Origin of the sequence: Methanomassiliicoccus sp., assembly GCA_012719175.1 — an archaeon.
Taxonomy (GTDB): Archaea; Thermoplasmatota; Thermoplasmata; order Methanomassiliicoccales; family Methanomassiliicoccaceae; genus UBA6.
Genome location: JAAYAX010000004.1, coordinates 415,921 through 440,571 on the forward strand (window position 1 = coordinate 415,921; position 24,651 = coordinate 440,571).

The following is a 24,651-nucleotide window of genomic DNA, read 5'->3' on the forward strand; positions in this document are numbered from 1 at the left end:
GATATCCGGTAAGGATCAGGAGCGATCGGTTATCTTGAGGTCGCTGAACATATACACGCCCTGAGGACATATCTCTTCGCAGTGCTTGCATGCCGTTCCCAGACAGTGTTCCGTGGCGACCCTTATGAGATAACGTCCCGGCCCTGCATCCAGTACCTCCAAGGCATTCTCGGGGCACTCTTGGGCGCAGGTCCCGCATCCGACGCAGCCCGCGAAGCTCCCGGTCAGGTACACTCCGATGTTGTCCAGTACCCTGAGACCATTATCGCCGAGCACGGGTATGTCCGAGCTGACGATGCGTGTGCTAGAGCGTGGGCGAACGATGGCGGGGAGCTGCCTGAGGCCGGCGTTCCTGAGGGAGGTGTTGTACATCTCTATCGGCATCCCCTCTCCCCAGTAGGCGATCTCGTTCACGTACATCTCTTCGAACACCTTGCTCATTGCGAACATCACATGCTTGGAGGCGAGGGAGTCCGCCACCTGCTGCATCTCGTCCAGAGTCTCGTCCTTGACCAGCAGATCATAGGCCATCATCAGCGAGGTGTTGCCCACCTGGACGGTCCTCTCCACCACCCTAGGGACCATTCCCACGGTCTGGGCCTTTATGGGGTCGACATATGTGCCCGAGGCCCCCGCCAGGTACATGGTACTGACCTCCTCGTCATCGATACCTACCTCCTCGATGAGGGTACGGTGGCCAGCCCGGATGGCCCCCATGGCCTTGCCGGCCTCTCCCAGGTCCTTCTCGCTGAAGGTCAGGCCGCCCTGGAAATGAAGCATGTTATCTCGCGTCATTATGTGAGGCAGCTTGATGAGCCCGGACTCCAGGCCCAGGGCCACGGCCGCGACCACTCCTGTTCCGGTTATTCCCCTGGCTTGGCATCTGCTGCTTTCCAGGACCGTACCGTTGGAGGGATCTACCCTGGAGGCCAGAACAGGTTTGAGGGTCTCATCGAGTACCATGTTGTCCCACAGGCCGTCCTCTCCGATGTTGAGGTCGGAGATCGCGAAGGGCGCCGCCAGCATCCCATGCTTTATGGCCTGCCCCTCCATCGCCGGCCCGGCCGCGGCCGATCCGGTGAACAGCTCCCCATCGTGGAACAATCCCATCTCGGCGTTGGTGCCATAGTCTGTCACCATGCACGTCTCTTTAGAATCAAGGAGCCCCGATTTCATCACCATGGCCAGAGCATCGGCGCCGATCTCATGACGTATGGCCGGGGGTATGACCACTTCCGATTCGGGCCTCAGGGCCGTCAGGCCTATGTCCCCTGCGGTCACGGTCTTACCCCTCCTGTCCGGCACATTGACGTTCAACCGCTTCAGCATGGACGGGCCAGCATATGTCAGGTCCCTGACCTCGATGCCTTCGAACATTGACACCTGAGCCGGGTTGCCGCATACGGCGAGACGGGAAATGCTCTCGATCTCGGCCCCATGCGTGCGGATGAGGTTGCCGACCGTATCCATTATTATCTTGTGGCCCACTTCGGCGCCGTTCTCCAACCAGAAGTGCAGGTGGTCCATGATGTTGGCCCCGGGTAGGGGGTGCCTCATGGTGATCGCTGTGGAGATTATCTTACCGTTCCTGGAGAGATCGACCAGCTGAGACCTATACCCGCTGGTGCCTACGTCGAGAGCTATGCCATAGGACAAGGAAGTTTCCCGACCGGAAATGTCTTGAGGTAATAATAATCTGCTCGGTTCCTAGGCCTGAGATCAAAGGCCAGGTCATGCGATATGCAGCATCGTCAGGCGTAATCAAACTTGACATGGGCCTCATGACCATAAAAGATCGACCGTTCGCAAATAAATAATATAAAAAACGGGACAAAAAATGAAGGTTGAAGGGGTTTGATCTACCAGATCCGGTATCGGGACCTGTTCAGCCCTTGACGGCCTTGACCATGGCCTCGAGGTTGGCCTTGGGGACCTTGGCGGCGAGGCCGCAGCCGGGAGCTACAAGGTTGAAGCCTGCATCCACGACCTTCTTGGTCTCCTCGAAGGACTGCTCAGCGTTGCCCATGAAGAGGGGCTTGACGACGCCGACATTTCCGACCAGGGCAACTCTCCCTGCGACGATGTCCACTGCGGAAGAGGGCGAGACCTTCTCCTCGATGCTGACGGCGCTGGTGCCGGTAGCGATCATGTTCTCGAGCAGAGGGGTAGTGTTCCCACAAATGTGCAGGATGTTCTTGGTGCTGCCGCAAGCCTCGACGATCTGCTTGATGTAGGGAGCAGCGAAGACGTTGAACATGTCAGGGTGCATCATGTCGGTGGAGGCAGAGGGATCGACGATGACGATGACGTCAGCTCCAGCCTCGATCAGGGCCTTCACGTACTTGACCTCGAAGTCGGTGGCCGCCTGAACGAACTTCTTCACGGTGTCCGGCTCGGTTATGCACCAGAGCAGCAGGTTGCCGGTCTCAACGAGGTGACCAGCGAGGGTGAAGGGTCCTGCGATACCAACGACAATGGGGTACTCCTTGCCGTACTGCTCCTTCAGTATCTTGGTGGCCTCGATGACAACGCCAGGCCTTCCCTGGTGGGGGTCCTCGGGGATAACAGGCTCGGACTCGGAATCGAAGGGGTGGGCCTTCAGCATCGGGGTCCTGTCTACCTTTCCCAGATCGACGGTGGCGCCGAAAAGCTCAGCCTCAGCGGTAAGGTCGAAGGGGATCCTGATGGTCTCCAGACCCAGGTCGGTGGCGGCAGCAGCGAGCTTGGCCATGAGCTGGGGGTCGCTGTGGGCCTCGGGCCAAGATACACCTACTGCGTTCATCTGGTCAATGGTTGCGCTCTGAGTGACTATGCCTACTGGAGGCCTGTCCAACTTCTCAAGGTTAAGGGCTGCCAATACTCTCTCTCTTGGAGTCACAAAATTCATCTCCTTCTTGTGCTACCTAATCAAAGGTACGTTATTTCCGAATGAAACCACCGTATAAATTAATTTTGCATCTTTGAAGATGTTAACATATGTCCTCTGGCTGAGCATATTGCGACTCATTCCTCCATCCATACCATGGTGACATTTATCAGTCCTGGGATCAGCCGGCCGCTCATCTCTCTGATCCCGTAAACTAGCTCACCCATCGTCGGAGAAATGAGGTCAAAAGACAATGAGATGGAGCTGTTACGTACGAAGAGGTGTTGAGTTGGAAGTAAAGAACGAAAAAGGAGAAGTTGTTTGATGCAAATTATTTGAGATGTATGGGAATGGTATCTCCACACCGTCCCTTACTCAGCAAGCATGCCGTCCACGACCTCAACGGCTTCTACGGCATCGTACGCCCACGCATCGCAACCGATCTGGGCTGCGAACTCTTTTGTGGTCGCCCCTCCGCCGATGATGGTCTTTACCTTTCCCTTGAGGTTCTCTTCCTTTAGCACCTTTTCGATCTCCTTCATGACCGCCAGAGTTGGTGTCATAAGAGTAGAGGTGGCCAGCACTTCAGCGCTCTCCGCCTTGCACTTGTCAATGATGTTCTTCACGGGCACATCTCGTCCCATGTCAAATATGGTCAGGCCCGCCCCGGTCAGCATGGCCTTGACGATGTTCTTGCCGATGTCATGAACATCTCCCTCGACGACCGCTAGCACGACCTTCCCCGGCATCTTGGCCTTGGTGTCCACCTTCATCTTGGGGAGCACCACGTCCAGGGCCTGATACATGGTCTGGGCGGCGAGGAGAACCTGGGGAAGGAAGTACTGCTTGGTCTCGTACTTCTGCCCTACCGAAGCCATGGCCTTGCTCAAACTATCAAAGATTATCACCTTGGGGTCGACCCCGGCCGCCAAAGCCTGCTCCGCCAGAGGCTTCGCTTCCTTGATCTTACCCTTTACAACGACATCCGCCAACTTGTCAAGTATCTCGTTGCTCAAATGAATCCCTCCAATGATGGGAATTGCGATTTTACAGTGGTAATACAGCATGATTATATAGTCTTTTATAACCCCTATGTCTACAAAAAGAAACCGCCTTTTAAGCCCCATCTAATATGATATTATCACGCTGGCTCTGAAAATTTTATCGTCGTAATCAATTATTCAATATAAAAGTAAATATAGTATAATATGAATAATAACATCTATTCATAGCCTCCTGCATCACAACCTTAGGTCGCCAAGAGACGCCACCTTTCCAAGGGGCAGGATGCCGATGTCGCTGCAGGCGAAGACCTCTCCGTTGTTGATGTCAACGTTGCTCAGGATAGGGGACAGATAGTCCGATGATGGGACCCCGGTTATGTCCGTTCCTGAGGCCAATGGACTGAATGCCGGTAGAACCAGTACCTTCTCGTCCCTCAGGAACATGTGGCAGGGAAGCTTGATGTAAGCCCCCACCCGGTCCACTATCTTCACCGAAGGGTGCTCATGGCCAATGACCAGGGGTCTAGAATCACAGGGCTGGTGCCCATGGACGAAGGTTATGCCGCCCAGGGAGTACCTGTCGACCACGGGTATCTGGATGCGTGAGACTATGTTCTCGATGAAGTTGTCATGGTTGCCCTTCACTATCACGATGTCCACCATCTCAGATATGCTGTCCAGGACCGAGCGGACGTCCCTGACCTCCTGCCCCAGGTTCCTAGAGAACTCATGCTTCACATCGCCCAGGAGGACCACCCTCTCCGCCTCATGCCTCTCGATCAATCGGACCAGGGCTTCCTTCACGGTCTTTGTCTGGACCCTCGGGATGTGTATGCCCTCCGCCTCCAAAGCCGATTCGTAACCCAGGTGAAGGTCTGCCACCACTATCGTTCGTTCGTCTGGTAGATGAAGGCACAGGTCCGAGGTTATGCGCGCGCCATAGAAGACCTCTATCTCGTCCATATACATCCGCCGTCTGGTAGGTTTCCAAACATGGTGCCCTATTTCAACTTACTCCCGGCCATCCGACCAGGTTCAGGCCGGCTCCCGAAAATTGTTTGAACCCGAACGATTGTTGGTGGTTCGTGATAAGGAGGACCTTTCAGATACTCCCATCTGTTGGACGCGGAAAGGAGAGGAATCTCTGGAAGAGCGGAGTATCCACCTGGGAGGACTTCATGTCCGTCAGTAAGGTCCGGGGCATCTCCGTCGAGCGGAAGGCAGGCCTGGACAGGCACATCGAGCGGGCCGAGAATTTCCTGGCGAGGAGGAATACTGAATATTTCTGCAAGATCCTGCCTTCGGTGGAGCACTGGCGCCTGTACGATAAGTTCCGTTCGGACACGGCCTTCCTGGACATAGAGACCGATGGACGCTCCGCATATTCCAACGTCACCGTGGTGGGCATCCACCGTATGGACGGAAGGGATCGGACGCTGGTGAGGGGGCAGGACCTTAGCGCGGCCAGTCTAAGGGAGGCGCTGGAAGGAGTCAAGATGCTGGTCTCCTTTAACGGAAGCTCCTTCGACCTCCCCATCCTGGAATATCATTTTCCCCTGACCGTGCCCCGTGTGCCTCACTTCGACCTTCTTCACGGCTGCCGCCGGGTAGGCCTCCGTGGGGGCCTGAAGTCGGTGGAGAAGCAGATGGGGATTGCCCGAGCGAGGGAGGTGGAATACATGACCGGAGAGGAGGCGGTCTACCTCTGGCGAGCATGGGAGAGGTCAGGTAGGGAGAACGCCCTCAGAATGCTGAAGAGGTATAACGAGGAGGATACCGTCAACCTCGAGCCCATCGCAGAGCATGTCTACACGACCCTCCAGGAAAGGACCTTGGACCTTACCAAATGAGGTGAACGGAATGATCAGGGATGTCGACGGTTTCGAGCGGGCCAGCAGGGTGGCGGCAGAGAGGTTGAAGCGAGTAGGCTCCGCCCTCATCGTAGGCCACATCGATGCCGATGGCATCACTGCCTCTTCCATCGCCACCATGTCCCTCAGACGGGCAGGCATCGCCAACAGAGTGCAGTTCGTGAAGAAACTGGATGAGGCTGCAATCTCCAAGGCCCACGCAGATCCTGCCGAGGTCCTGTGGTTCGTCGATCTGGGCTCGGCCGCACTATCGAAGCTGGATGTGGACAGGTGCATCATAACCGACCATCACCGTCCTGAGCCCTCGAAGGATGAGGTGCTTTACAGGGAGGGTCATGTCAACCCCCATCTCTTCGGCATCGACGGCTCCACCGAGGTCTCGGGCTCGGGGGTGACGTACACGGTCGCTAAGTGCATGGACACCCGGAATCAGGACCTCTCCGCACTTGCCATGGTAGGGGCCGTGGGGGACTTTCAGGAGGCCGCGGAGGGGCGGCTGGTCGGATACAACAGGAGGATCTTGGACGATGCCTTGGTCCTGGGATTGATCAGGGCGGAGAAGGACGTGCGGTTGTTCGGCCGGCAGACGCGGTCCATTCCCGCTCTTCTGCAATATTCCAGCGACCCTGCCCTGCTGCCGTTCATCACCCACCGTCGGCGCGTGTCCATCGCGGACGTGATCGACGAGGACCGAACCGCTCACGACGAGGACCATATGGAATGCATAGACCTGGTACGGAAGGCGGGTGTGGAGATCATGGAGGACGGTGGCATGAGGACCTGGAGCCAGCTCACCCGGGACGAGAAAAGGCGTATCGTAAGCGCCGTGGTCGACCGCATCATCGAGGCCGGCAAGGGGGTGGCGACGGTGAGGCGCCTCATCGGAGAGGTGTATTCCCTATCCCCGGACCTTCCCGGTTCACCACCAGGCTGGCTTAAGACAGTCAGTGTTGATAGTTCTGGGAAGGTGGGCGAGGGGGCGTTCCCACTTGCCATGAGGGCGGTCCTGGACGCCAAGGAGTTCGCCACATTGCTGAACGCCTGTGGCCGTCATGATCGCCCCGAGGTAGGTCTGGCCGTTTGCCTGGGAGACAGAGGGGAAGGGCTCGAGGAAGCCGTACGGCAGCAGGAGGACCATCGCCAGAGCTTGAGGAAGGCCATCGAGCTGGTCCAGTACGATGCGGCGTTCGGCCTTGCCACCGTGACCGGCGGAGGTACGGCCCTGACCTCGGTGCGTTATTTCAATGCGCGAGACCGTATCGAGGACACCATTCTGGGAACGGTCGTGGGCATCCTCATCGGGAGCGCGGGCACTCCGGCGGACCGCCCCCTCATAGGGTTCACTCAGTCCAGCGATGGTACCTGCACCTTAAAGGTCTCTGGCAGGGGCACGCCAGGTCTGACCGCCTTGGGGCTGGACCTGGCAACAGCGATGCGGGAGGCCTCGGCCTCCGTAGGCGGTGCCGGGGGCGGCCACAACGTGGCCGCAGGTGCCACCATCCCCGAAGGGAGGGAGGAGGAGTTCCTCCTCGCCATCGACAGGTTGGTCAAGGGACAGCTCAGCCCATCAGCTTGATCAATATGGCCTTCTGGGCGTGCAGCCTGTTCTCCGCTTGGTCGAAGACCACACTGTGCTTGCCCTCGATGACCTCCTCGGTCACCTCGTGGCCGCGGTGCGCCGGCAGGCAATGCATGAACAAACTGTCCTTTCTTGCCAGGGACATAAGGGAGTCGTTGATCTGGTAAGGCCTCATCACCTGTTCCTTGCGGTGCGCCTCACGCTCCTGGCCCATGGACACCCAGGTATCCGTATAGATAACATCGGCATCCTTGGCGGCAATTTGGGGATCGGTGATGCACTCGCAGGTATGCCCCTTAGTTCGCGCGATCGAAGCCGCCTTATCCATGATGGAAGCGTTCGGGGCATACTCCTTCGGGGTAGCGGCCACGAAGTCCATCCCCATGAGGGCAGCTCCCAGGGCCAGGGAGTTGCATACGTTGTTGCCATCCCCCACGTAGGCCAGCTTCAGTCCCTCCAGCCTCCCCTTCTTTTCCTTTATGGTGAGCAGGTCGGCCATTACCTGGCAGGGATGCTCGAGGTTGTCAAGAGCGTTGATCACGGGCACCGTGGAATGTTTGGCCAGTTCCACCATGTTCTTGTGGTCGAAAGCCCGGTAGATCATGCCGTCCACATACCGACTGAGGACCCTGGCGGTGTCGGCCACGGTCTCTCCCCTTCCCAACTGAGAATCATGCTGACTTAGGTAGATGGTGTTTCCACCGAGCTGGAACATACCGGTCTCGAACGATACCCTTGTGCGCGTGCTCGACTTCTCGAATATCATCGCCAGGGTCTGCCCCTGAAGTTGCCGGCCGTTCTTCTTGTTCCTCTTTAGCTCTTCGGCTAAGGAAAGGAGGTCGAAGATATCGTCCCGTACGTCCAGCAAAGAGATTAGGTCCTTCTTCATGTTTTCGAGGTGTGAAGATGGGGGCTTATTATAACGGTTATGTAGTGAATTGTACACCTGTACAGTTTTTTGTCTCAAGATGGTCGCCTTCATGGCCTCTCTCGTTGACCCGAGGATGTGATCCGACGAGATAACAGGGCGAAGGCCGCCCACGGGTCTAGATGCACTCCATTGGACGGCCCACTCTGTTGCTCACGCTCTCCACCATGGTCTTAAAATGTTCCGCACCATACAATCTCAAAGAAAGATTTAATTAGATTAAGGCATTGAGGAGATGCCATTATGGCCGGGTTGGGGTAGCCTGGCATCCTGTGGGACTGTGGATCCCTAGACTCGAGTTCAAATCTCGGACCCGGCCCCCTACATTGTTCTGAAGATCTTCGAACGGCTAGACCGCTTCGGGGTCAAATTCTAACACCTGTTGGAACTGTGTCTTGGTCGGGAGGATAGATCTGAGGCCTTGTCCGCTTTGGACTCCATCATCCATAATCTCGACCCCCTCAGAAATTTGGTGGTCTCCATCTCAGAGATCATTCCATTTTGGGTAAGGCATCCTCGATGACGAAGAACTCCCTCTCGAAGAAAGCCATGTCCTTGGTGGACATAATGTTGGGATCGATAGGCACTATGAGCTTGGAGCCTGTGATCACCACTGCATCATGCACCGAGTAGATGAGCCTCAGGACCTTGTCCACCTGGTTCTCCGTGGCCAGGTACTCCAGTCCGTCCAGCAGTATGACGGACTGGGGGCTCTTCTGGAGGAAGTCGATCATGGTGTGCTGTACGATGGAGAGTGAGGCCGGGTCCAGGCGATCGGGGCCCGGCTGTCCCGACAGCCACATTATCGGTGTCTTAACGAGACCGTACTTCTCCCTGATCTGATCAGGATGCACCCTGGTGATGAGGAGACCTTTATTGCCTGCAGCGATCTCCGAAACGAACATGCGGTATGATAGGTCCACCTTCTTGCTCTTGACCAGATCGCAGCGTCCCGGGACCAGCTTGATATTTACCTCCTTTGTCGGTTCGCTCTCGTCCATGGTTTCCAAGGGCTTGGAGAGGCTGCGGGGGTTGGAGCGTATCTCGAAGGCGAACAGTAATGCTGACAACAGCATGCCCAGGGGAGTTAGGTGAACTATCTCGATGCCGGACCATACCATGAACATATCGAAGCATACGAGGAGGAACGGAACAATGGTCCCCAGTGTGACCACCGAAGCCCTCTGCTGTATGATGTTGTCATCTGACCTGTTGTTAAGACCGAGGACCATCACCAGGGGGATCACCGCCAGGACCCCCAGCATCACCAGCCATGCCAAGAGCGAGTAGCTGGGCTCGGGCCAGTAGCCGAAGGTTCCCGATGCGAAGGGACCGGCGATGATGGCAGATGTCAACGCCATGACCAAGATGATCGCATAGGAGTGATACCTCTTCTCCAGTAAGCGCTGCTTTTTTGTATCGAACACCAAGTCCAGGGCCAGGTACAGGAAGGAGACGAAGACGAGTACACCAGTGAAGTACATCACCCGGCCGAAGGATTGGGCCGACTGCGCATCCGGGGCATTAGCGAGAAGGAACAGGGCAGCACAGTTCATGAGGACCATGCACATGGATATCATGTACGCCTGGGAGATGCGCTGGTCACCTTTTTTTGTTAGAACGTAGACGCCTAGACACAGACACACTAGCCCTATCGATAGGGGGATCAGTGAATAAGTTAAGGCTGGGTCTACCATGAACGCGTCAATATATTCATCTATGTAAAAAAATTAACGCATCCAATGATACTAATCTGAAACGGAGAAACCAGTCATTACGGTGAACTCCCTCTCGATCAAGGCCTGGTCCTTTATCGACAGCGTGCTCGTGTCCAGGGGCATTATCAGTTTCGCCCCGGAAATGACCGCGGCGTCCCTGAGGGTGTATATAAGGCGCAGCACCTTGTCGATGCTGTTCTCCGAGACCAGGTATTCCACGCCCTCCAACAGTATGACGCCGTTCTTGTTGTCCCTCATATGCTCCAGGAGGATGTTCTGAAGAATGGAGAGGCCTAGGGGGTCCACCCTGTCCGCACCCGGTTGGCTGCACAGCCACAAGGTGCGGGAGCTTCCGATCTCGTACGTTTCCCGCACCTGGTCGGGATGGGTCCGGGTCACGATCATCCCCTCCTTACCTTTGGATAGCTCCTGGATGAACATCTCGTACGCCGGTCTGGTGTCCTTGCTTTCGATGAGCAGAGTGGAACCGGTGAGCGCAGGATCGATGATGTCGCCATCGGCCTGCATGCCCCGGCCATCCATATCGGGAAGCTGGAACAACTTGTGGACGACCACCAGGTGTATGAGGACGCCTTCAGTGGCCAGAAAGCATATGGCAGAAAACGTTATCAGGCCTCCCAGGCCAAGCCCCATGTATATCGATTCCACACCCGCGAGGGTGATGATTAGCCCGCCGGACAGGATCACGCACTGGGATCGAAAGGTCTCGTCAGTGGAGGAGGCCCTCGCCTGGAAATAGCTCTTTATGGATGCACCGGCGAGAAGGGAGATCGATGATATAAGGACCATCACGCTCAGGCCGCCGGTGGTTCCGAACCCGGACCAGCTCTGCGGCCTCCCATCCATCATAAGTGCGATGATAACGCCGGCGGTGGACACGCCCACGAGTATGGCCCTGCGCCCGTTCATCCTCCTGGTGGCGTCCATGCTGGTGTCCAGTTCCAAGGAGAGCGCGAGCATGGTACCGAAGCACATCATGCTCGCCAGTGCGTGCAGGCGGATGGCCAGGTTTATAACATCGGCCTGCGAGGTGTTCTCTATCAGCACCTCCAGCAATGTGATCGCCGCGAGGGAGAAGGCGGCTATGGCGAAGTACACGGAGGACTTCTGCCGATGGTTCTTGGAGAGCACGTAGATACCCAGAGACAAGAACAGGACCCCTGTGGTCCCGAGCACCACCGAATCGAACCCTAGCACGCCAGATACCATCCATAGGCACTTCTTTTTCCTTTATAATATCATCTAGGACAATATCTTGAGCTCATACCCAGTCGGTGTCCCCGAGCATTATGTGGGCCCTCAGGTCCTTTTTCTTCATGATGTCCATTAGGGCGTGGCCTCCGCCCCTTTCCAGGGCGATCACGCTCATTGGTCGCTCCCCCGTGTACCGGACCTCGGATCGGAAACCGGCCTCGGAGAGGCTCTTCTCATAGGGATGTCCTTGGGGAAGGCAGCAGAGGATGGTCTCTATTTTTAGGTCCTGGGCAAGGGACTTGCAGTCGGAGATTAGCCTGGAGTGGAGGTGGGAATATTGGGGATCCATGAGATAGTCCACAATGTTCAGGAATCGCGTACCGTCACGCTCCTCCTCCTTGTGCACCATGTAGCCTGCCAGATCACCGTCGCTGCGTATGATACGTATAATGAAGCGGCCGGCACGAGGGTCCCCATAACGCCAGGCCAGGTGACCGCTGTCCCTGACGATCATCATGTCGAAGTCCCTGCTCGCGCTCTCATGGAGGCGATCGAACTCCGCCCCTATGGTCGTTGCCTCCTCCACCACTATGCCCTCCCCCAGGTCCACGGGCCTGCTCAACGACCTCCTGACAGCCTCCATGGAGCCGTAGCCCAGCTTCTTTATGGAGCCGAAGCGTACCTTGCTGAAGAACAGCTCGGAGTCGACGATGTAGCGGTGCTGCAGCATGGTGATGTTAAGGTCCTGGAACCCCTGCTTCACAAGGCTCAGCTGGTACGCCGCGTGGTTGGGAAATCCGAAGTCCAGTGCTACGGAATGATCGTCCTTTATCTTGTTGCGGCACTTCATGGTCTGTCCGATCAGACCATGGCCACGGAAGGCGGGATCGGTCACCAGGTCCACTCCCTGGGAGGCGATCACTATCCCCTGACCGACCTTCATTCGTGTGGGAAGCGATGCTGAGTGCGATATCATCTCGCCGTTGCGTTCGGCCACGCATACCAGGTGGAACCCCAGGGGGTTTCCGAGGAACTTCCACCGCCAGTGGTCCAGATGGGGGACCGAGGATATCACGGAGGGCCATCCCATATACTTCTCCAGGAAGGGTACGATCCTGTTCTCGTCCCCATCCTCGTATCTATGGACGCGGGCGTCCCCGGTCGGGTCCCCCTCGGCAGTGGTTGATGACAATGTCTTCGACCCCAGATGCCAGGTGAAAATGTAACGGGGATTAATAATCTTCCGCCCAGGAGGCCTAACGGTGCTAAGATGGCGTTTCTGGAAGGGATTATATCATAGTTTCCCATAGACAATGATGGAGAGCACTATGGGCTACAACGGACCGCTGGAGAAGGTGGACGACTATCGCTGGAAGATTCCGAGGGAGTACAAGAGCGGGATGAGGACCGACGCCATAATCTATGCCAGCGAGAAGATGGTGCCCAGTCTGAGAGAGGACAACGCCCCCGAGCAGGCCGCCAACGTGGCCTTCTTGCCGGGTATCGTCGGCAACTCCCTGGCCATGCCTGACATCCACTGGGGCTACGGCTTCCCCATCGGTGGGGTGGCGGCAATGGACGCCGAGGAGGGAGTGATCTCTCCGGGCGGAATAGGTTTCGATATAAACTGCCTCTGCGAGGGCTCAAGGATCAGCACTGACCTTGGCGGATGGATGCGGATAGAGGACTTTGAGCAGGAGTTCAGGACGATCATCCAGGCGAGCGAATACTCGCTGGGCATTCAGGGTGGGAAGACATGGATAAAGACGCATGGTGCTGGCCTCATCGAGAAGAGGCCTTCCGCCTTCATGAAAAAGGCCAGCGACAAGAAGGTCTGCAGGATCAAGACTAGGACGGGCCTCGAGCTTCTGTGCTCAGAGGACCACCCCGTGCTCACAAGCATGGGGATGAGGGAAACAGGGTCCTTGAGCAGAGGGGACAGAGTGGCGGTGACCTACTTTCAGGGGGTAGAGCTTGACCCTTCAGCAGATAGGCGGGAGATCATTCTAGCCAAGATCTTAGGCTACCTCCTGGGCGATGGCTCTCTACATACGACGGGGAAAAGGATCCGAAGTTGTGCCTACGGTGAGCTAGCGGATCTGGAGAGGATGCAGAAAGACCTCCATGAGCTCGGCTACAGCTCCAAGATCTATCAGAGAAAGAGGGATCATCACATACCAACACAGTATGGTCTGGTCGAGTTCAGCTCGACCAACTATGAACTTCACATACACTCAGCGGATTTCTCACGATTGCTTAAAGAGAGGGGGATGCCCGTCGGGGTGAAGACCGTCTCCGACCACAGGGTTCCTGATTGGATAATGGCGGCAACGCCCGCAATAAAAAGGGCATTCCTGTCAGGCCTCTTCGGTGCCGAACTCACAGCTCCTCGCACCAATACTAAAAATGGTTTTTACTGCCCGATCATCGCCCAAAACAAGAACGATGATCACTTGGAGGCGGCAAGGTGGTTCTTCATCGATCTCATGCATCTGCTTCAGGAGCTGGGCATAGAGACGACCAAGATCAGCGAGCGGAAAGAGCATTTCAACAAGCATGGAAGCACTTCCAGGCTCAGGCTCCTGATTAGTTCGGAAGAAGAGAACTTGGTAAAACTTTATCGGACTATCGGTTACGAGTACTCCGGAAGGAAGAGCAGGATAGCGGAGATCGCTACCAGATACATCCTCCTCAAGAAAGAGCTCCACGCGAGAAGGGTCGCGGCCGCTAAGAGGACCAAGGACCTGAAGGAGAGGGGGCTGAAGCTGAAGGAGGTGCAGGAGCTCCTTAAGTGCGATGACATCAACACGCGCTTCATTGAAAGGCACTACTCTGAGGATGCAGGACAGCGCATAACGCTGGACTTCGTCTCTTTCGAGGAGTTCCTTGATAGAGAGCTTAAGCAGATAGAATCAACTGGTTTCCTCTATGACGAAATCATCTCTAAGGAGAGTGTCCCGTACGAGGGTCAGGTCTACGATCTCACGGTTCCAGAGACCCATAATTTCATTGCCAACGGTTTGATAGTCTCTAACTGCGGCGTCCGCCTGGTGCGCACCGATCTGGAGGAGAAGGACGTTCGCCCGGGCATCAAGGACCTTATCGGCACGCTCTTCAAGAACGTCCCCGCCGGGGTGGGTTCCAAGGGCATCGTCGACGTGGTGTCCTCGCAGATAGAGGATATCCTCCTTCTGGGGGCGGAATGGGCCGTCGAGAGCGGTTACGGCTGGGATGAGGACCTGCAGAGCACGGAGGAAGGGGGCCGCATGAGGACCGCGGACCCCACCAAGGTCAGCTCCAAGGCCAAGCAGAGGGGGATCCCCCAGGTAGGCTCCCTGGGCTCGGGGAACCACTTCCTGGAGGTGGACGTGGTGGAGAAGATATTCGACCAGGAGGCAGCTGAGGCCTTCGGTCTGCGAGAAGGGCAGGTGACGGTGATGGTCCATTGCGGCTCTCGCGGCTGTGGGCACCAGATAGCCACCGATTACCTCCAGGTGATGGAGCGGTCCATCAAGCAGAGCAACCTCGTACTTCCTGACCGGCAGCTGGCCTGCGCCCCGGTACAGTCCAAGGAGGGGCAGGACTATTTCCAGGCCATGTCCTGCGGGGCCAACTATGCCTGGGCCAACCGCCAGATGATACTCCATTGGATCCGAGAGTCCTTCGAGGAGCACTTCAAGCGTGAGGCTGAGAGCATGGGGATGCACCAGGTGTACGATGTGGCTCACAACATCGCCAAGCTCGAGGAGCACAACGTGGAAGGGAAGAGAAGAAAGGTCTATGTGCACCGCAAGGGCGCCACCCGGGCCTTCCCCCGCGACCATCCCGAGATACCTCAGCAGTATCGCTCGGTGGGGCAGCCAGTGCTGATCCCCGGGGACATGGGCCACGGCAGCTACGTGCTGGTGGGCACGGACCGGGTCATGGAAGAGGCGTTCGGTTCCACCTGCCACGGGGCCGGAAGGGTCATGTCGCGGAACGAAGCGTTGCGCAAGTTCACGGTCCAGGGGATCAAGGACGATCTTGCTGGCAAGGGCATTTTCCTCAAGTCCGCCACGAAGGACGGGATCCTTGAGGAGGCGCCCGAGGCCTATAAGAACATCGAGTCCGTGATCGACGTGGTCGCCGGTGCCGACCTGTCCCAGAAGGTGGCCAAGCTCACCCCCATCGGGGTCATGAAGGGCTAGTCGAACAGTACCTTCATGGTGGCCCTCTCCACTTCCTCGCGGTGCTCCGGGAGGGTGGAGACCATCACCGCCCAGTCATGGACCCCTCTTGCTTGGATGGCCTTGGCCAAGGGGCTGTAACGTGAGAGCGGTCTCACCCTGTCACCATCCAAAATGGGCACGTCGGTCTTGCCGATGCGAAGTTCGGATAGGAGAAGGGAACGGTCGGGGATATCCAACAGGACGGCGGTTTCAGGCACCCCGGCCCGCGACGCGATCTCCTTTTCCTTGACCTTCCGTTTCCGGTACTCAGAGAGATCGATGAGCAGGTCCAGCCTATCATCGGAGAGTGAGGATATGGGAAGCATCAGCGCCCTCTTGTACAGACGCCGGTAGTCGAGCTTGGTCATGAGGACCGAGGTAGGTCCGGGACAGGAGCGCAGGAGGGATGCCAGCGAGCAGTCGGTCTCCAGATGCAGGTCCACCAGCAGCTCGGAGGGAGAGTTCTCCACCGACTTGCATAGCATCTGCTCTGCTATGCGCGCGGTCTTGTGGTAGTACACCGAGGTGTACATCAAGGCCCTGGCCACCATCAGGCCCTCGGCCGCCACCAGGCCTCCCTTGTTGATGACCAGGTCCCCGTGGAACAGCGCCACCGTCTGCAGGAGACGGTCCACATCTATGGTGCCATGGGCCACTCCGGTGTAGTAGGCGTCCCTCTTGAGGTAGTCCATCTGGTCCACGTCCAGAGGCCCCGAGATCATCTGCCCCAGGTACCGCTTGGTCCCGAAATGGGCCTGCCCTTCCTCCACCAGAAGGGTCTGCCCCGAACGCAGGTCCTTCCTGGATGAGGCTATCAGCTCGCACACCTCTTCCACGTTGACATCGTTCTCCTCCAGGACCTCGCTGATGGGCTCCAGGGGGCCGAGGACCTCGGCCACATTGTCCTTCATCAACCGCGCCCTTCCCCGGATTATGTCCGTGGTCACGTCCATATGGTCCTTGCCGATGCGGTCCTGCAGGACCTCCTCCAGAGTGTGCGAGAAAGGGGGATGTCCGATATCGTGAAGGAGCGCGGCCACCAGCAGGGTCCTCCTTTCGTCATCAGGTAGCTGGAGGGATTGGCTCATGAGATGGGCCATGTGGTAGGTGCCTAAGGAGTGCTCCAGGCGCGTGTGGTTGGCCCCCGGGAACACGTAATGTGCCAGGCCAAGCTGATGAACCCCATGGAGGCGTTGCATCTCCGGCCTCTCCAGCAGTTCCAGGATAAGGCCCTCGACCTTAACGCTGCCATGCACGCAATCATGGATTATCTTGGAACCAGGCACGAACTATAAAACGACCAGAAATATAATAATCCTTGGCCCGACCAGTCAAGGGGGACAAAGGATGGAAAGAAGGGGCGACTACTTGAATCCACCGCGGATCTTGTTACGGTCGATCTTGTAACCCCTAGGCGTCACCACGATGAGATCGTGCCCGATGGCCGCAACATCCCCATTGGTGTCCCTGGCGACCGCCTTTAGCTCGCTGGTGATCCTTCTGAGCGTGTCGGTGTCGTTGGCGATGTTGGCATAATCAAGTATCAGCACGTTCCCGTCATATACAGGCTGGGTAAGATCGGAAAGGTCCTCATAACGATAGATCTCCGCGAGCTTGACCATTCCCTTTCCGGCCGTGGCGGCCTCCTCCTCGAAGTACATGGCCCCTAGGTCGATGTACTGGTCCGTCTCCACGGTTTGAACGTCCTCCTTCTTCGTAATAAAATTCCTTCTACCTAGCAAAGGCATGGCATCCCTACTTTTTAGGAATAAGCGGGTGCCTATATATCTTTTTCACACACCGTCCGAAATATCAAGACTATCATATCTGGATAATATGCGGTGCACAGCGTAGGTCAGGATCCGGGAAGGCGCCTTCTTCTGCCCGAAGTCCCAATCCTTCCAAGGCAACCACACCGAACCCGGAGTGTACCGGCCGTCCTCATCGCCCTGCGCGGCGATCACTTTGACCATGTCCTGGAGGCGAGGGTCGTCGCGAGATCGGTCGGAGCGGGCCAGTACCTCGGCCACGTGCATTATGTCATACCACACCAGTGGGTACTTCAGCTTCCGGAAGTCTGTTCCCATGTGGAATATGTAGGGATGCTTGGTACGGCTGTGCTCCCACAGGTCCAGGAGGCATTCCCTCGCCCTCCCCGTTTCCTCCGATGCGGGGAAGACCAAGGACAGGAGTTTCAACATCAGCAGGGTGGCGTACGGGCAGGGGTCCTCCTTCCGGCCAGGGCCTCGGAAGCCTCCCAGCGACGATGAGGTCACGCAGCGGTACCCGTTGGGGCTGGCGAGGGAGGTCAACTGACGAGTGGCCGATTGGATGTCAGCATCGTCCCCTCTGCCTAGCTTGATGGCAGAGTAGACCAGGGTGGGAGCGTCGCACAGAGCCCAGGCGAGGGTCTCCTTGCCGGTACCGCCGTGCTGGGGTGTTATGACCATGGGGAGCCGGGGCACGCCCTCCTCATCCACCGAGGCGATGATGCGGTCCAAGGCCTCCTCCACACCCAGCTCCTCGCCGCTCGCTCCCAGCTCTGCCAGGAAGGAGAGCTTGTGCAGCGGGTGGTGGGCGCTGCGATGGCTATTGATCGGAGGCCAGGGATAGGTCGAGACGTCGTACACGAGGGCGCGGACCTCAGGGAGGGCGAGCATCCTCTTCATGCGTTTCTCCCGCCCCTTGCCGCTCATGCCGGAGTCGACGGCCATCAGGAAGTCCACCATCGGGTCCTTCTTCAGCCACCCCTCGTCGGCATGATTCGCCTTCATATCACCATATCGCAGGGGCGGGTATTAATCCAAGGGGTCATCACTGGTCCTCATCGACCTTCCATAGCTTATCAGCGACATGGTGTATGCTTTTAATGACCTTGCCCGGGGAACGCGTCCTCATCTCCTCTCCGGATATGAGCGCCTCGCCGATCGCCAGCGGACGGCCGTTCTTTACGTCCTTGATCCATACTATGTCCCCTGGGACGATGGCGGGATCTGCGTCGACGATACCCGGCCCCATGACGTCCGCGCCCTTGGTGACGAAGGGGACCGCTCCCATGTCCACGACCACGTAGGCCTTGGGAGCGGGATGCTTCAAAAGCCCTCTTACCGTCAAGAATACCTTTCCTTGGTAGATCATCCCTTGGACTTGGTTGTCGATGAACAGGACATCGAACTCGGTGCTTTCCGCCCTATCTACCGCCTCCCCGGGGACGAACACGTCAACACCTAGGCGGGAGCGGAGCTCCTCGTCTAAGACCTTTATCTCCTTCTCCCGAAGACGATGGCGTTTCCTGATCCTGATATCGCTCATCGGGCGCTCATTCCCCTACCAGGTAATAACCTTTTCAAGCCGCCCTACCGCTTCTTCTTGAAAAACTTACCTAACAGGCTATCTTTGCGTTTCTCCTCCCCGGCCGATTCTGGAGAAGAAGTGGCTACAGGCACCGGGTCTACGACCTCCTCGGTCGCAGTGACCACTGCCTCGGCCTCCTGCACATTGATATCCTGGGCGACCTTCTGCAGCTCCTCCACGCCGGAGAAGGAGAACTCCGCCCCGCAGTTGGGGCACTGGGTCGCATCCGAAGGTACCTTGTGATCGCATACCGGACATTCGACCTCTAATTTATCTGATACCATCTCTTAACCCGACGTTCCTATCCTGAGCGCCGATATAAAATTACTGGTCTACCTTGACGATGTCGATATCATGACCTACTGATCATTCTCAAATCGTGTCCCTAATGTCGCAAAGATGAAAATACCTGAAGGGTACGCACCATCATGCGTTGGAGCCTTTGGGCGGTCAGATCGGCCATCATCGCGGTCGACCTGATCATCGTAGCCATCATAGTGCTTAGCATCCTCCCCCTGGCCACCGGGGACCTCAGTGTCAGCATCCCCGATGACCAGGAGAACGAACCCATCATGGAAGGCGACAAGATCACCATGTCCCTGCCCATCGACGTCACCAACTACGGCTACTTCAGCATCGACGACCTGACGCTCATGCTTAAATTGAGCAACGGGGACCTGGTGTTAACGGACCAGAGGTCCCAGCCGGTGGACATTCCCACCGGTGGTACCACCCGGGTGAACCTCGCCCTGAGCATGGACCTGGACTCCATCTCCGATGAGGCCCTGAAGGACATGGTCTTCAATAGCACGGAGCTCCTGATGAAGCTGGGGGTGGAGGCTGGTTACTCCCTGAGCCTTGTCAAGGCGACGGTCAACATTGAGGAGAGCATGGATTGGGACCCCCTGATAAGCAACTACAACGTGGACACCAACAATGTGCAGGTCGTTGCCAACGGCTCCAACTACGACATGTCCGTTCCTTACACCTTCAGTGCTTCCGAGCTTATTCAAGGACGGACCCTGGACATACATTCACAGCTGGTCAACAGCACAGGGGTGATGAGTACGGCCGTGAACACCGTGGCGATAGGGCAGAACAATAACGGGCTTATCACACTGGCGATACCCCAAGAGGCCGCCATATGGTTCATGGAGCATCCCGAAGAGCTCCGCCTGCTGATGGACCTGGACTTCGAGGGCGCCACCATGCACCAAGAGGCCGCGATTGTCTGGGCGGGTTGATATGAACGAGTTCTCTTTGAATGAAGGCAATGTCGGAAAGGGTATTGCGGCATCCATCATCTCGGCCGTGAAGTACCTGATATTTCCACTGCTGATATTGATGAGCGCCACCTCCCTTCTGATAAATAATGGAGGGGGAGAGGTGGCGGAGCAGCTTAGACTGGAGGACATCAAGTACGTCCTTCTCATATTGGGCATCCCCATAACCATCCTCAGCTTCTTCCGTGGGTTCTACCCCAAGGGCTCGATCTCCCGCTTCACCTTCGGGGCCATCATCACCGTCCTGATCTGCCTCTGGATATGGATGGTGACCATGGGGGGCAACCTCATCCTGGAGTTCGAGCAGTTCGGGGTGACCCTCAACTTCACCGGGCTGGTACTGCTGTTCATACTGGCCGCGGCCTTGAAAGGCGTGTACTACTTCGTGGAGATGCTCTCTTACCGTCGCGAATGGCTAGGCTCCAAGAACGTCGCTCCGGTGCTCGGGTCTCAGATCGTCCCCTGAGAGTATGATCCTAGGAGGGTCACCGTTTAGGTCATCGTGCAAGGGAACCCATAAATAGCATCCCGGAGCTAATGCCCCAAATCGGGGAACCATTATGGGTATCAGCATGGCAATTTGTGAGCTGGACAGCGTGAACTCTCTATGCAAGATCGGAAAGGAGACCGTCGTAAAGGCTCGCTTGGACTCGGTGCAGGGCTTGGAGGCATTCGCTGATTACGATGAGGTGGTGGCGAGCGAGGACGCCAAGAAGGTCTTCGGCCCGGACTGGGAAGGGTTCCTCAAGAGGAACCGCCTGGACGGGGAGAGGGAAAGCTTCCTCCTAGACAAGGTCAAGAAGGAGGAGGACGTGGCGAAGCTGCGTCCTGTCGCCAGGAAAGAGTATTCGGGCTGGCTCGTTCTATCGAAGATGCCCCAGGCCCAGGCGGGCGAAGCCACCAAGAAGGCCGGACCCGATAATCTCCTGACACAATGGGACACCATCCCTCTGGACGAGACCAACGTGATCTGCGGCAAGTGCGTGATGTCCTGGGACAAGGGCCGCGGATGCATCGGCTCCTTCGGCCCGGAGAACTCCCAGCTGCCTGAAATCGCCAAGAAGTACGACTGCTCCATCGTCGCCAGAGTGCCAGAGCTGGCCAGGACCCGGGAGAAGCTCTCGGCGCAGGACGCCGCGGAGCTGGTGAGGGAGTGCAAGGTCCTCAAGGAGAAGCTGGAGGTGGAGGGCAAGGGCCCCGCCCGCAGGTACGGTGGCGTGGTGGAGCGTATGGAGGCCATGGCCAGCCTTTGTGCGCAGAACGGCATGAGGTTCTATTTCCTGTGAGGGCTGGGATTGGCTAACCTTGGGACGCCATGCAACAAGGGGCTCAAGGAGACCTTCAATCTAACCACCTTTCACTCCGGCTTCTTGAAACTGGCCATCCTTAAGCTGGTGTCCGTACGGCCGATGCATGGGTACGCCCTCATGAAGGAGATATACCGTCTGTCGGACCGCACCTGGAAGCCCAGCCCCGGCTCGGTCTATCCAGCTCTCGGAGAGCTGCAGTCATTGGGCCTCATCATCCAAGAGGTGGACGGTCGCAAGAGGGTCTACCGCCTGACGTCCGCGGGGGAGGATGTTCTCGCCGATGCCGTCCTGCACACCCAGAACGGTATCCGGAGCCTGCAGGGCCTTCTCGACTATCAGCCACTGGACGAGTGAGGTTCACTTCTTCTTTCCGCAGGCCGGGCATTGCCGAGAGCGGGAGATGTCTATCATCTCCCAGCTATTGTACTGTAGATCTCCCACGAGGAGCTTGGATAACAGGGGTTTGCCTGCGCCGGTTATGAGCTTCACTGCCTCCGCCGCCTGCAGGCTACCGAACACCCCGGCGGTCGCCCCAAGGATTGGGATTTGATCTTTCTTAGGGGGCGGATGGGGTACCAGGCATCTCAAGCATGGTGTAAGGCCGGGCTCGATCACCGTGATCTGCCCGTGGAGGCCTTCCACAGCTGCATGTACGAAGGGTACACCTTTGCTCAGGGAGTGATCGTTAAGGATGTAGCGGGGGGCGAAGCTGTCCAGGCAGTCCAGGACCACGTCGACGCCCTCAAAGACCTTCCCGATGTTGAGGGAGCTGACCTCCTCCTCCCTCACCTCGACCATAATATCCGGGTTGAACCTCTTCAGCTTCCATGCGGCCGATGCCGGCTTGGAGCGCTGGCCGATGTCCTCGGTCCAGTGGAGTATCTGGCGGTTGAGGTTGGTGATATCCGGTTTCTGATAGTCGGCGAGGATCAGGTGGCCCACTCCGGCCGCAGCCAGATAGTAAGCGGCGGGACTGCCCAGCCCCCCCACGCCCATTATCCCCACAGCGCTGTCCGTCAATTGTTCTTGAGCCCTCTCGCCAAAACCCGGTAGGGCAATCTGTCTGCTATATCGCTCTCTCGACATCCTCCACCGCCCTTAGTTACATAAGAAGATTATATATTTAAAAAAATAGTAGATGTCAATGGATATCATCCACAGGTCAGCCTTATTATATGTCCGGTTTCTTTCATATCTCGGGAAAAAATGGTCGAGAGCGTCATCACAGTGCAGGGTCTTGTGAAGCGATATGGCGACCTCACCGCCGTGGACCACATTGATTTTGAGGTCTTCCGGGGGGAGGTCTTCTCCATGCTGGGCCCGAACGGGGCGGGAAAGACCACCACCGTTGAGATCATGGAGTGCCTACGGACCAAGACCGATGGGGACGTCACGATCCTGGGAATGGATATCGAGAGGAAGGTCCGGGACATCAAGAAGCGCATCGGGGTGCTGCCTCAGGACTTCAACGCCTTCGACCTACTGACCGTCAAGGAGAACATCGAATACTTCGGAGGGATGTTCAAGCACCAGCTACCCGCCGATGACCTCATCGAGATAGTTAACCTGGGCGAAAAGAGGGACGTCTACTTCAAGAACCTATCCGGGGGGTTGAAGCAGCGGGTGGGGGTCGCCATCTCCATGGTGAACGATCCCGATATCATTTTCCTGGACGAGCCCACCACCGGCCTGGACCCTGTAGCCCGGAGGGAGGTATGGGAGGTCATCAAGGACCTCAAGTCCAACGGCAAGACCATCATCCTGACCACCCATTACATGGAGGAGGCCGAGGTGCTATCTGACCGGGTGGGCATCATCGACAGGGGCAAGTTCATCACCATGGGCAGCCCCAACGACATAATCGATCGTTACGGCACTGGTACCACTATGGTCGTTCGGGGCGGGGACGGTTCCGCCCTAGAAAAGCTGCAAGGCCTCTCCAGCAAGGTGGAGCGCAAAGGTAACGACATCGTGGTGAACGTGGACTCCAAGGATGTGCTCCCAGAGGCGATAATGCGCCTCCATGAGGGCGATGTTCACTACGAGGAGATAATGTTGAGACGATCGACCCTGGAGGACGTGTTCCTGACCCTCACCGGCAAGAGGCTGGAGAACGGGGAGGAAGTGAAGAAGAAGGGGAGGGGCAAGAAATGAGCGGCAGGCTGATGTCCAGCAAGGTGATGATCAACCTCGTCGCCCAGATCAAGATGTTCTTCCGGAGTCCAGGATCGGTGTTCTGGACAGTGGCGTTCCCTGTCCTTCTGATCCTCCTGTTCGGGGCCATCTTCAGCGGCACCGGCAACACCAAGTACAGCCTCTATGTCCAGGACCTCGACGGCTCGCCGATCTCCGAGGAGTTCGTGCAGGCGCTCAACAAGACCGGCGTGCTCATAATAAATGAGGTAGACCCGGATATCGATGCGGACCGATACATCAAAGATAACTCCATAGCGTCCTTCCTGACGATACCTCAAGGTTTCAGCTCGTCATTCCTACCGGAACCCGAACGGCAGAATTCCACGTTGTTGCTGAGGATCGATAATTCCAGTTCCTCCGCTGGAACGGTGGCTCAGATCCTGAACTCGGTCTCTCAGAGCATCAACCTGGAGCTGGCAGGAGGGTCCATCGTCGTAAGCACCGCCATTATGGGAATATCCAATACTGCGCAATACAACTTCATCGACTTCTTCCTGCCCGGGGTCATAGGCCTCACCGCATTGACATCAACGGTCAACTGGATGGTAGGCTTGCAGACCCGTTACCGGCAGAACGGCATCTTCAAGAAACTGGCCACCACGCCCATCACCCAGATGGATTGGCTGGTGTCCCTGATCATATGGCAGATCGCGACCGTGTTCATGTCGGTGGTCATCATCCTCGCGGTAGGGATCCTGGCGTTCGACGTCCATCTCACATTGGATCCCATATCGATAGGGATCATCACTCTGGCCAGCGCTTTATTCTCGGCCTTGGGCCTTATCATCGCCCGGTTCGTTAAGGACGAGGAGACGGCGGGGGCGGCGGCTGGAGCCATCACCTTCCCCATGATGTTCCTGTCGGGGAGCTTCTTTCCTCTGGAGTCGATGCCCTCGTACCTGGCAGCGATCGCCAAGGTCATGCCCCTGACCTATGTGAACAACGGGCTCAGGGATTCTATGATATACGCCAACACCGCCGGCGCCATCAACAACCTGCTGATCGTGGCCATGCTGACGGTGGTGTTCATGGTGGTAGGCGCCGCGATATCCACATGGAAGCAGGAGTGAGCAGATTCGCCGAGGTCCCTTGAAGGGCTCCCCGAGTTCTTCGAAGAGC

The 24,651-nt window shown here is 57.2% G+C and carries 23 protein-coding genes and 1 tRNA gene; 10 read left to right on the forward strand and 14 right to left on the reverse strand.

Features of this window, described 5'->3' with window-relative positions; translation table 11 throughout:
- Positions 1–15 precede the first annotated feature (15 nt).
- From GXX95_02535 to GXX95_02550, 4 genes are all read right to left on the reverse strand, one after another.
- Positions 16–1,656: a methylamine methyltransferase corrinoid protein reductive activase gene (locus GXX95_02535; GenBank protein ID NLT37019.1), complete on the reverse strand. Its 1,641-nt coding sequence runs from the start codon at positions 1,654–1,656 to the stop codon at positions 16–18.
- A 229-nt stretch (positions 1,657–1,885) separates the two neighbouring features.
- Entirely contained in the window at positions 1,886–2,887 is a 1,002-nt protein-coding gene (locus GXX95_02540) for an MtaA/CmuA family methyltransferase (protein ID NLT37020.1), read from the reverse strand.
- Between the two features lie 350 nt (positions 2,888–3,237).
- Positions 3,238–3,882: a hypothetical protein gene (locus GXX95_02545; protein ID NLT37021.1), complete on the reverse strand. Its 645-nt coding sequence runs from the start codon at positions 3,880–3,882 to the stop codon at positions 3,238–3,240.
- Positions 3,883–4,107: 225 nt separating this feature from the next.
- Positions 4,108–4,833: a metallophosphoesterase gene (locus GXX95_02550; protein NLT37022.1), complete on the reverse strand. Its 726-nt coding sequence runs from the start codon at positions 4,831–4,833 to the stop codon at positions 4,108–4,110.
- Between the two features lie 215 nt (positions 4,834–5,048).
- Between GXX95_02550 and GXX95_02555 the strand changes: the two genes are divergently transcribed.
- Both GXX95_02555 and GXX95_02560 read left to right on the forward strand, forming a co-directional pair.
- Positions 5,049–5,720, forward strand: coding sequence for an exonuclease (locus GXX95_02555; protein NLT37023.1), 672 nt, complete (start codon positions 5,049–5,051; stop codon positions 5,718–5,720).
- 10 nt (positions 5,721–5,730) lie between these two features.
- Positions 5,731–7,317, forward strand: a complete 1,587-nt coding sequence (locus GXX95_02560; protein NLT37024.1) for a DHH family phosphoesterase — start codon at positions 5,731–5,733, stop codon at positions 7,315–7,317.
- Here GXX95_02560 and argF read toward each other — a convergent pair.
- On the reverse strand, positions 7,301–8,209 hold the full coding sequence (argF, locus tag GXX95_02565; protein ID NLT37025.1) for an ornithine carbamoyltransferase: 909 nt from the start codon (positions 8,207–8,209) through the stop codon (positions 7,301–7,303). The two genes, GXX95_02560 and argF, sit on opposite strands and share 17 nt — an antisense overlap.
- Positions 8,210–8,494: 285 nt before the next feature.
- Here argF and GXX95_02570 point away from each other — a divergent pair.
- Positions 8,495–8,567 (forward strand) — tRNA-His (locus tag GXX95_02570).
- A gap of 172 nt (positions 8,568–8,739) precedes the next feature.
- On the opposite strand, the gene GXX95_02575 is transcribed toward GXX95_02570, so the two are convergent.
- From GXX95_02575 to GXX95_02585, 3 genes are read right to left on the reverse strand one after another with little or no spacing between them, the layout of a single operon-like run.
- Positions 8,740–9,945, reverse strand: coding sequence for a DUF835 domain-containing protein (locus GXX95_02575; protein NLT37026.1), 1,206 nt, complete (start codon positions 9,943–9,945; stop codon positions 8,740–8,742).
- Between the two features lie 51 nt (positions 9,946–9,996).
- Entirely contained in the window at positions 9,997–11,196 is a 1,200-nt protein-coding gene (locus tag GXX95_02580) for a DUF835 domain-containing protein (protein NLT37027.1), read from the reverse strand.
- 52 nt (positions 11,197–11,248) lie between these two features.
- A complete protein-coding gene (locus tag GXX95_02585; protein NLT37028.1) occupies positions 11,249–12,373 on the reverse strand; it encodes a hypothetical protein in 1,125 nt (374 codons plus the stop codon).
- Positions 12,374–12,494: 121 nt separating this feature from the next.
- On the opposite strand from GXX95_02585, the gene GXX95_02590 reads away from it, so the two are divergent.
- Positions 12,495–15,368: an RNA-splicing ligase RtcB gene (locus tag GXX95_02590; protein ID NLT37029.1), complete on the forward strand. Its 2,874-nt coding sequence runs from the start codon at positions 12,495–12,497 to the stop codon at positions 15,366–15,368.
- Here the strand turns inward: GXX95_02590 and GXX95_02595 are convergent.
- The 5 genes from GXX95_02595 to GXX95_02615 form a co-directional block, all read right to left on the reverse strand.
- The gene (locus GXX95_02595) at positions 15,365–16,675 is read right to left on the reverse strand and encodes an HD domain-containing protein (protein NLT37030.1); all 1,311 of its coding nucleotides are present in this window, start codon (positions 16,673–16,675) and stop codon (positions 15,365–15,367) included. The genes GXX95_02590 and GXX95_02595 overlap by 4 nt on opposite strands.
- A gap of 78 nt (positions 16,676–16,753) precedes the next feature.
- Positions 16,754–17,050 carry a cell division protein SepF gene (gene sepF, locus GXX95_02600; GenBank protein ID NLT37031.1) on the reverse strand — a complete coding sequence of 99 codons (297 nt, stop codon included), beginning with the start codon at positions 17,048–17,050 and terminating at the stop codon, positions 16,754–16,756.
- A 132-nt stretch (positions 17,051–17,182) separates the two neighbouring features.
- Complete coding sequence (locus tag GXX95_02605) at positions 17,183–18,163, reverse strand: hypothetical protein (protein NLT37032.1); 981 nt, start codon at positions 18,161–18,163, stop codon at positions 17,183–17,185.
- 40 nt (positions 18,164–18,203) lie between these two features.
- Positions 18,204–18,701 (reverse strand): RNA-binding protein, encoded by a 498-nt coding sequence (locus GXX95_02610; GenBank protein ID NLT37033.1) that lies wholly within the window; start codon positions 18,699–18,701, stop codon positions 18,204–18,206.
- A gap of 44 nt (positions 18,702–18,745) precedes the next feature.
- The gene (locus GXX95_02615) at positions 18,746–19,027 is read right to left on the reverse strand and encodes a hypothetical protein (protein ID NLT37034.1); all 282 of its coding nucleotides are present in this window, start codon (positions 19,025–19,027) and stop codon (positions 18,746–18,748) included.
- 144 nt (positions 19,028–19,171) lie between these two features.
- Between GXX95_02615 and GXX95_02620 the strand changes: the two genes are divergently transcribed.
- The 4 genes from GXX95_02620 (at position 19,172) to GXX95_02635 (ending at position 21,690) form a co-directional block, all read left to right on the forward strand.
- Positions 19,172–19,987 (forward strand): LEA type 2 family protein, encoded by an 816-nt coding sequence (locus GXX95_02620; GenBank protein NLT37035.1) that lies wholly within the window; start codon positions 19,172–19,174, stop codon positions 19,985–19,987.
- A gap of 1 nt (position 19,988) precedes the next feature.
- Complete coding sequence (locus GXX95_02625) at positions 19,989–20,492, forward strand: hypothetical protein (protein NLT37036.1); 504 nt, start codon at positions 19,989–19,991, stop codon at positions 20,490–20,492.
- 106 nt (positions 20,493–20,598) lie between these two features.
- Positions 20,599–21,312 carry a hypothetical protein gene (locus GXX95_02630; protein NLT37037.1) on the forward strand — a complete coding sequence of 238 codons (714 nt, stop codon included), beginning with the start codon at positions 20,599–20,601 and terminating at the stop codon, positions 21,310–21,312.
- Positions 21,313–21,321: 9 nt separating this feature from the next.
- A complete protein-coding gene (locus GXX95_02635) occupies positions 21,322–21,690 on the forward strand; it encodes a PadR family transcriptional regulator (GenBank protein ID NLT37038.1) in 369 nt (122 codons plus the stop codon).
- Between the two features lie 3 nt (positions 21,691–21,693).
- Here GXX95_02635 and GXX95_02640 read toward each other — a convergent pair whose 3' ends face one another.
- Positions 21,694–22,422 (reverse strand): HesA/MoeB/ThiF family protein, encoded by a 729-nt coding sequence (locus tag GXX95_02640; GenBank protein NLT37039.1) that lies wholly within the window; start codon positions 22,420–22,422, stop codon positions 21,694–21,696.
- 120 nt (positions 22,423–22,542) lie between these two features.
- On the opposite strand from GXX95_02640, the gene GXX95_02645 reads away from it, so the two are divergent.
- Positions 22,543–23,490 carry an ABC transporter ATP-binding protein gene (locus GXX95_02645; protein ID NLT37040.1) on the forward strand — a complete coding sequence of 316 codons (948 nt, stop codon included), beginning with the start codon at positions 22,543–22,545 and terminating at the stop codon, positions 23,488–23,490.
- A complete protein-coding gene (locus tag GXX95_02650) occupies positions 23,487–24,602 on the forward strand; it encodes an ABC transporter permease (protein ID NLT37041.1) in 1,116 nt (371 codons plus the stop codon). Before GXX95_02645 ends, GXX95_02650 begins: the two co-directional genes overlap by 4 nt.
- The last annotated feature ends 49 nt before the right edge of the window (positions 24,603–24,651 follow it).

Coding starts and splice junctions, on each gene's coding strand:
- GXX95_02620 (NLT37035.1), top strand. CDS start 19,172: ATGCGTTGGAGCCTTTGGGCGGTCAGATCGGCCATCATCGCGGTCGAC.
- GXX95_02560 (NLT37024.1), top strand. CDS start 5,731: ATGATCAGGGATGTCGACGGTTTCGAGCGGGCCAGCAGGGTGGCGGCA.
- GXX95_02650 (NLT37041.1), top strand. CDS start 23,487: ATGAGCGGCAGGCTGATGTCCAGCAAGGTGATGATCAACCTCGTCGCC.
- GXX95_02575 (NLT37026.1), bottom strand. CDS start 9,945: ATGGTAGACCCAGCCTTAACTTATTCACTGATCCCCCTATCGATAGGG.
- GXX95_02540 (NLT37020.1), bottom strand. CDS start 2,887: ATGAATTTTGTGACTCCAAGAGAGAGAGTATTGGCAGCCCTTAACCTT.
- GXX95_02610 (NLT37033.1), bottom strand. CDS start 18,701: ATGAGCGATATCAGGATCAGGAAACGCCATCGTCTTCGGGAGAAGGAG.
- GXX95_02630 (NLT37037.1), top strand. CDS start 20,599: ATGGCAATTTGTGAGCTGGACAGCGTGAACTCTCTATGCAAGATCGGA.
- GXX95_02590 (NLT37029.1), top strand. CDS start 12,495: ATGATGGAGAGCACTATGGGCTACAACGGACCGCTGGAGAAGGTGGAC.
- GXX95_02625 (NLT37036.1), top strand. CDS start 19,989: ATGAACGAGTTCTCTTTGAATGAAGGCAATGTCGGAAAGGGTATTGCG.
- GXX95_02550 (NLT37022.1), bottom strand. CDS start 4,833: ATGGACGAGATAGAGGTCTTCTATGGCGCGCGCATAACCTCGGACCTG.
- GXX95_02615 (NLT37034.1), bottom strand. CDS start 19,027: ATGGTATCAGATAAATTAGAGGTCGAATGTCCGGTATGCGATCACAAG.
- argF (NLT37025.1), bottom strand. CDS start 8,209: ATGAAGAAGGACCTAATCTCTTTGCTGGACGTACGGGACGATATCTTC.
- sepF (NLT37031.1), bottom strand. CDS start 17,050: ATGTACTTCGAGGAGGAGGCCGCCACGGCCGGAAAGGGAATGGTCAAG.
- GXX95_02605 (NLT37032.1), bottom strand. CDS start 18,163: ATGAAGGCGAATCATGCCGACGAGGGGTGGCTGAAGAAGGACCCGATG.
- GXX95_02580 (NLT37027.1), bottom strand. CDS start 11,196: ATGGTATCTGGCGTGCTAGGGTTCGATTCGGTGGTGCTCGGGACCACA.
- GXX95_02645 (NLT37040.1), top strand. CDS start 22,543: ATGGTCGAGAGCGTCATCACAGTGCAGGGTCTTGTGAAGCGATATGGC.
- GXX95_02640 (NLT37039.1), bottom strand. CDS start 22,422: ATGTCGAGAGAGCGATATAGCAGACAGATTGCCCTACCGGGTTTTGGC.
- GXX95_02555 (NLT37023.1), top strand. CDS start 5,049: ATGTCCGTCAGTAAGGTCCGGGGCATCTCCGTCGAGCGGAAGGCAGGC.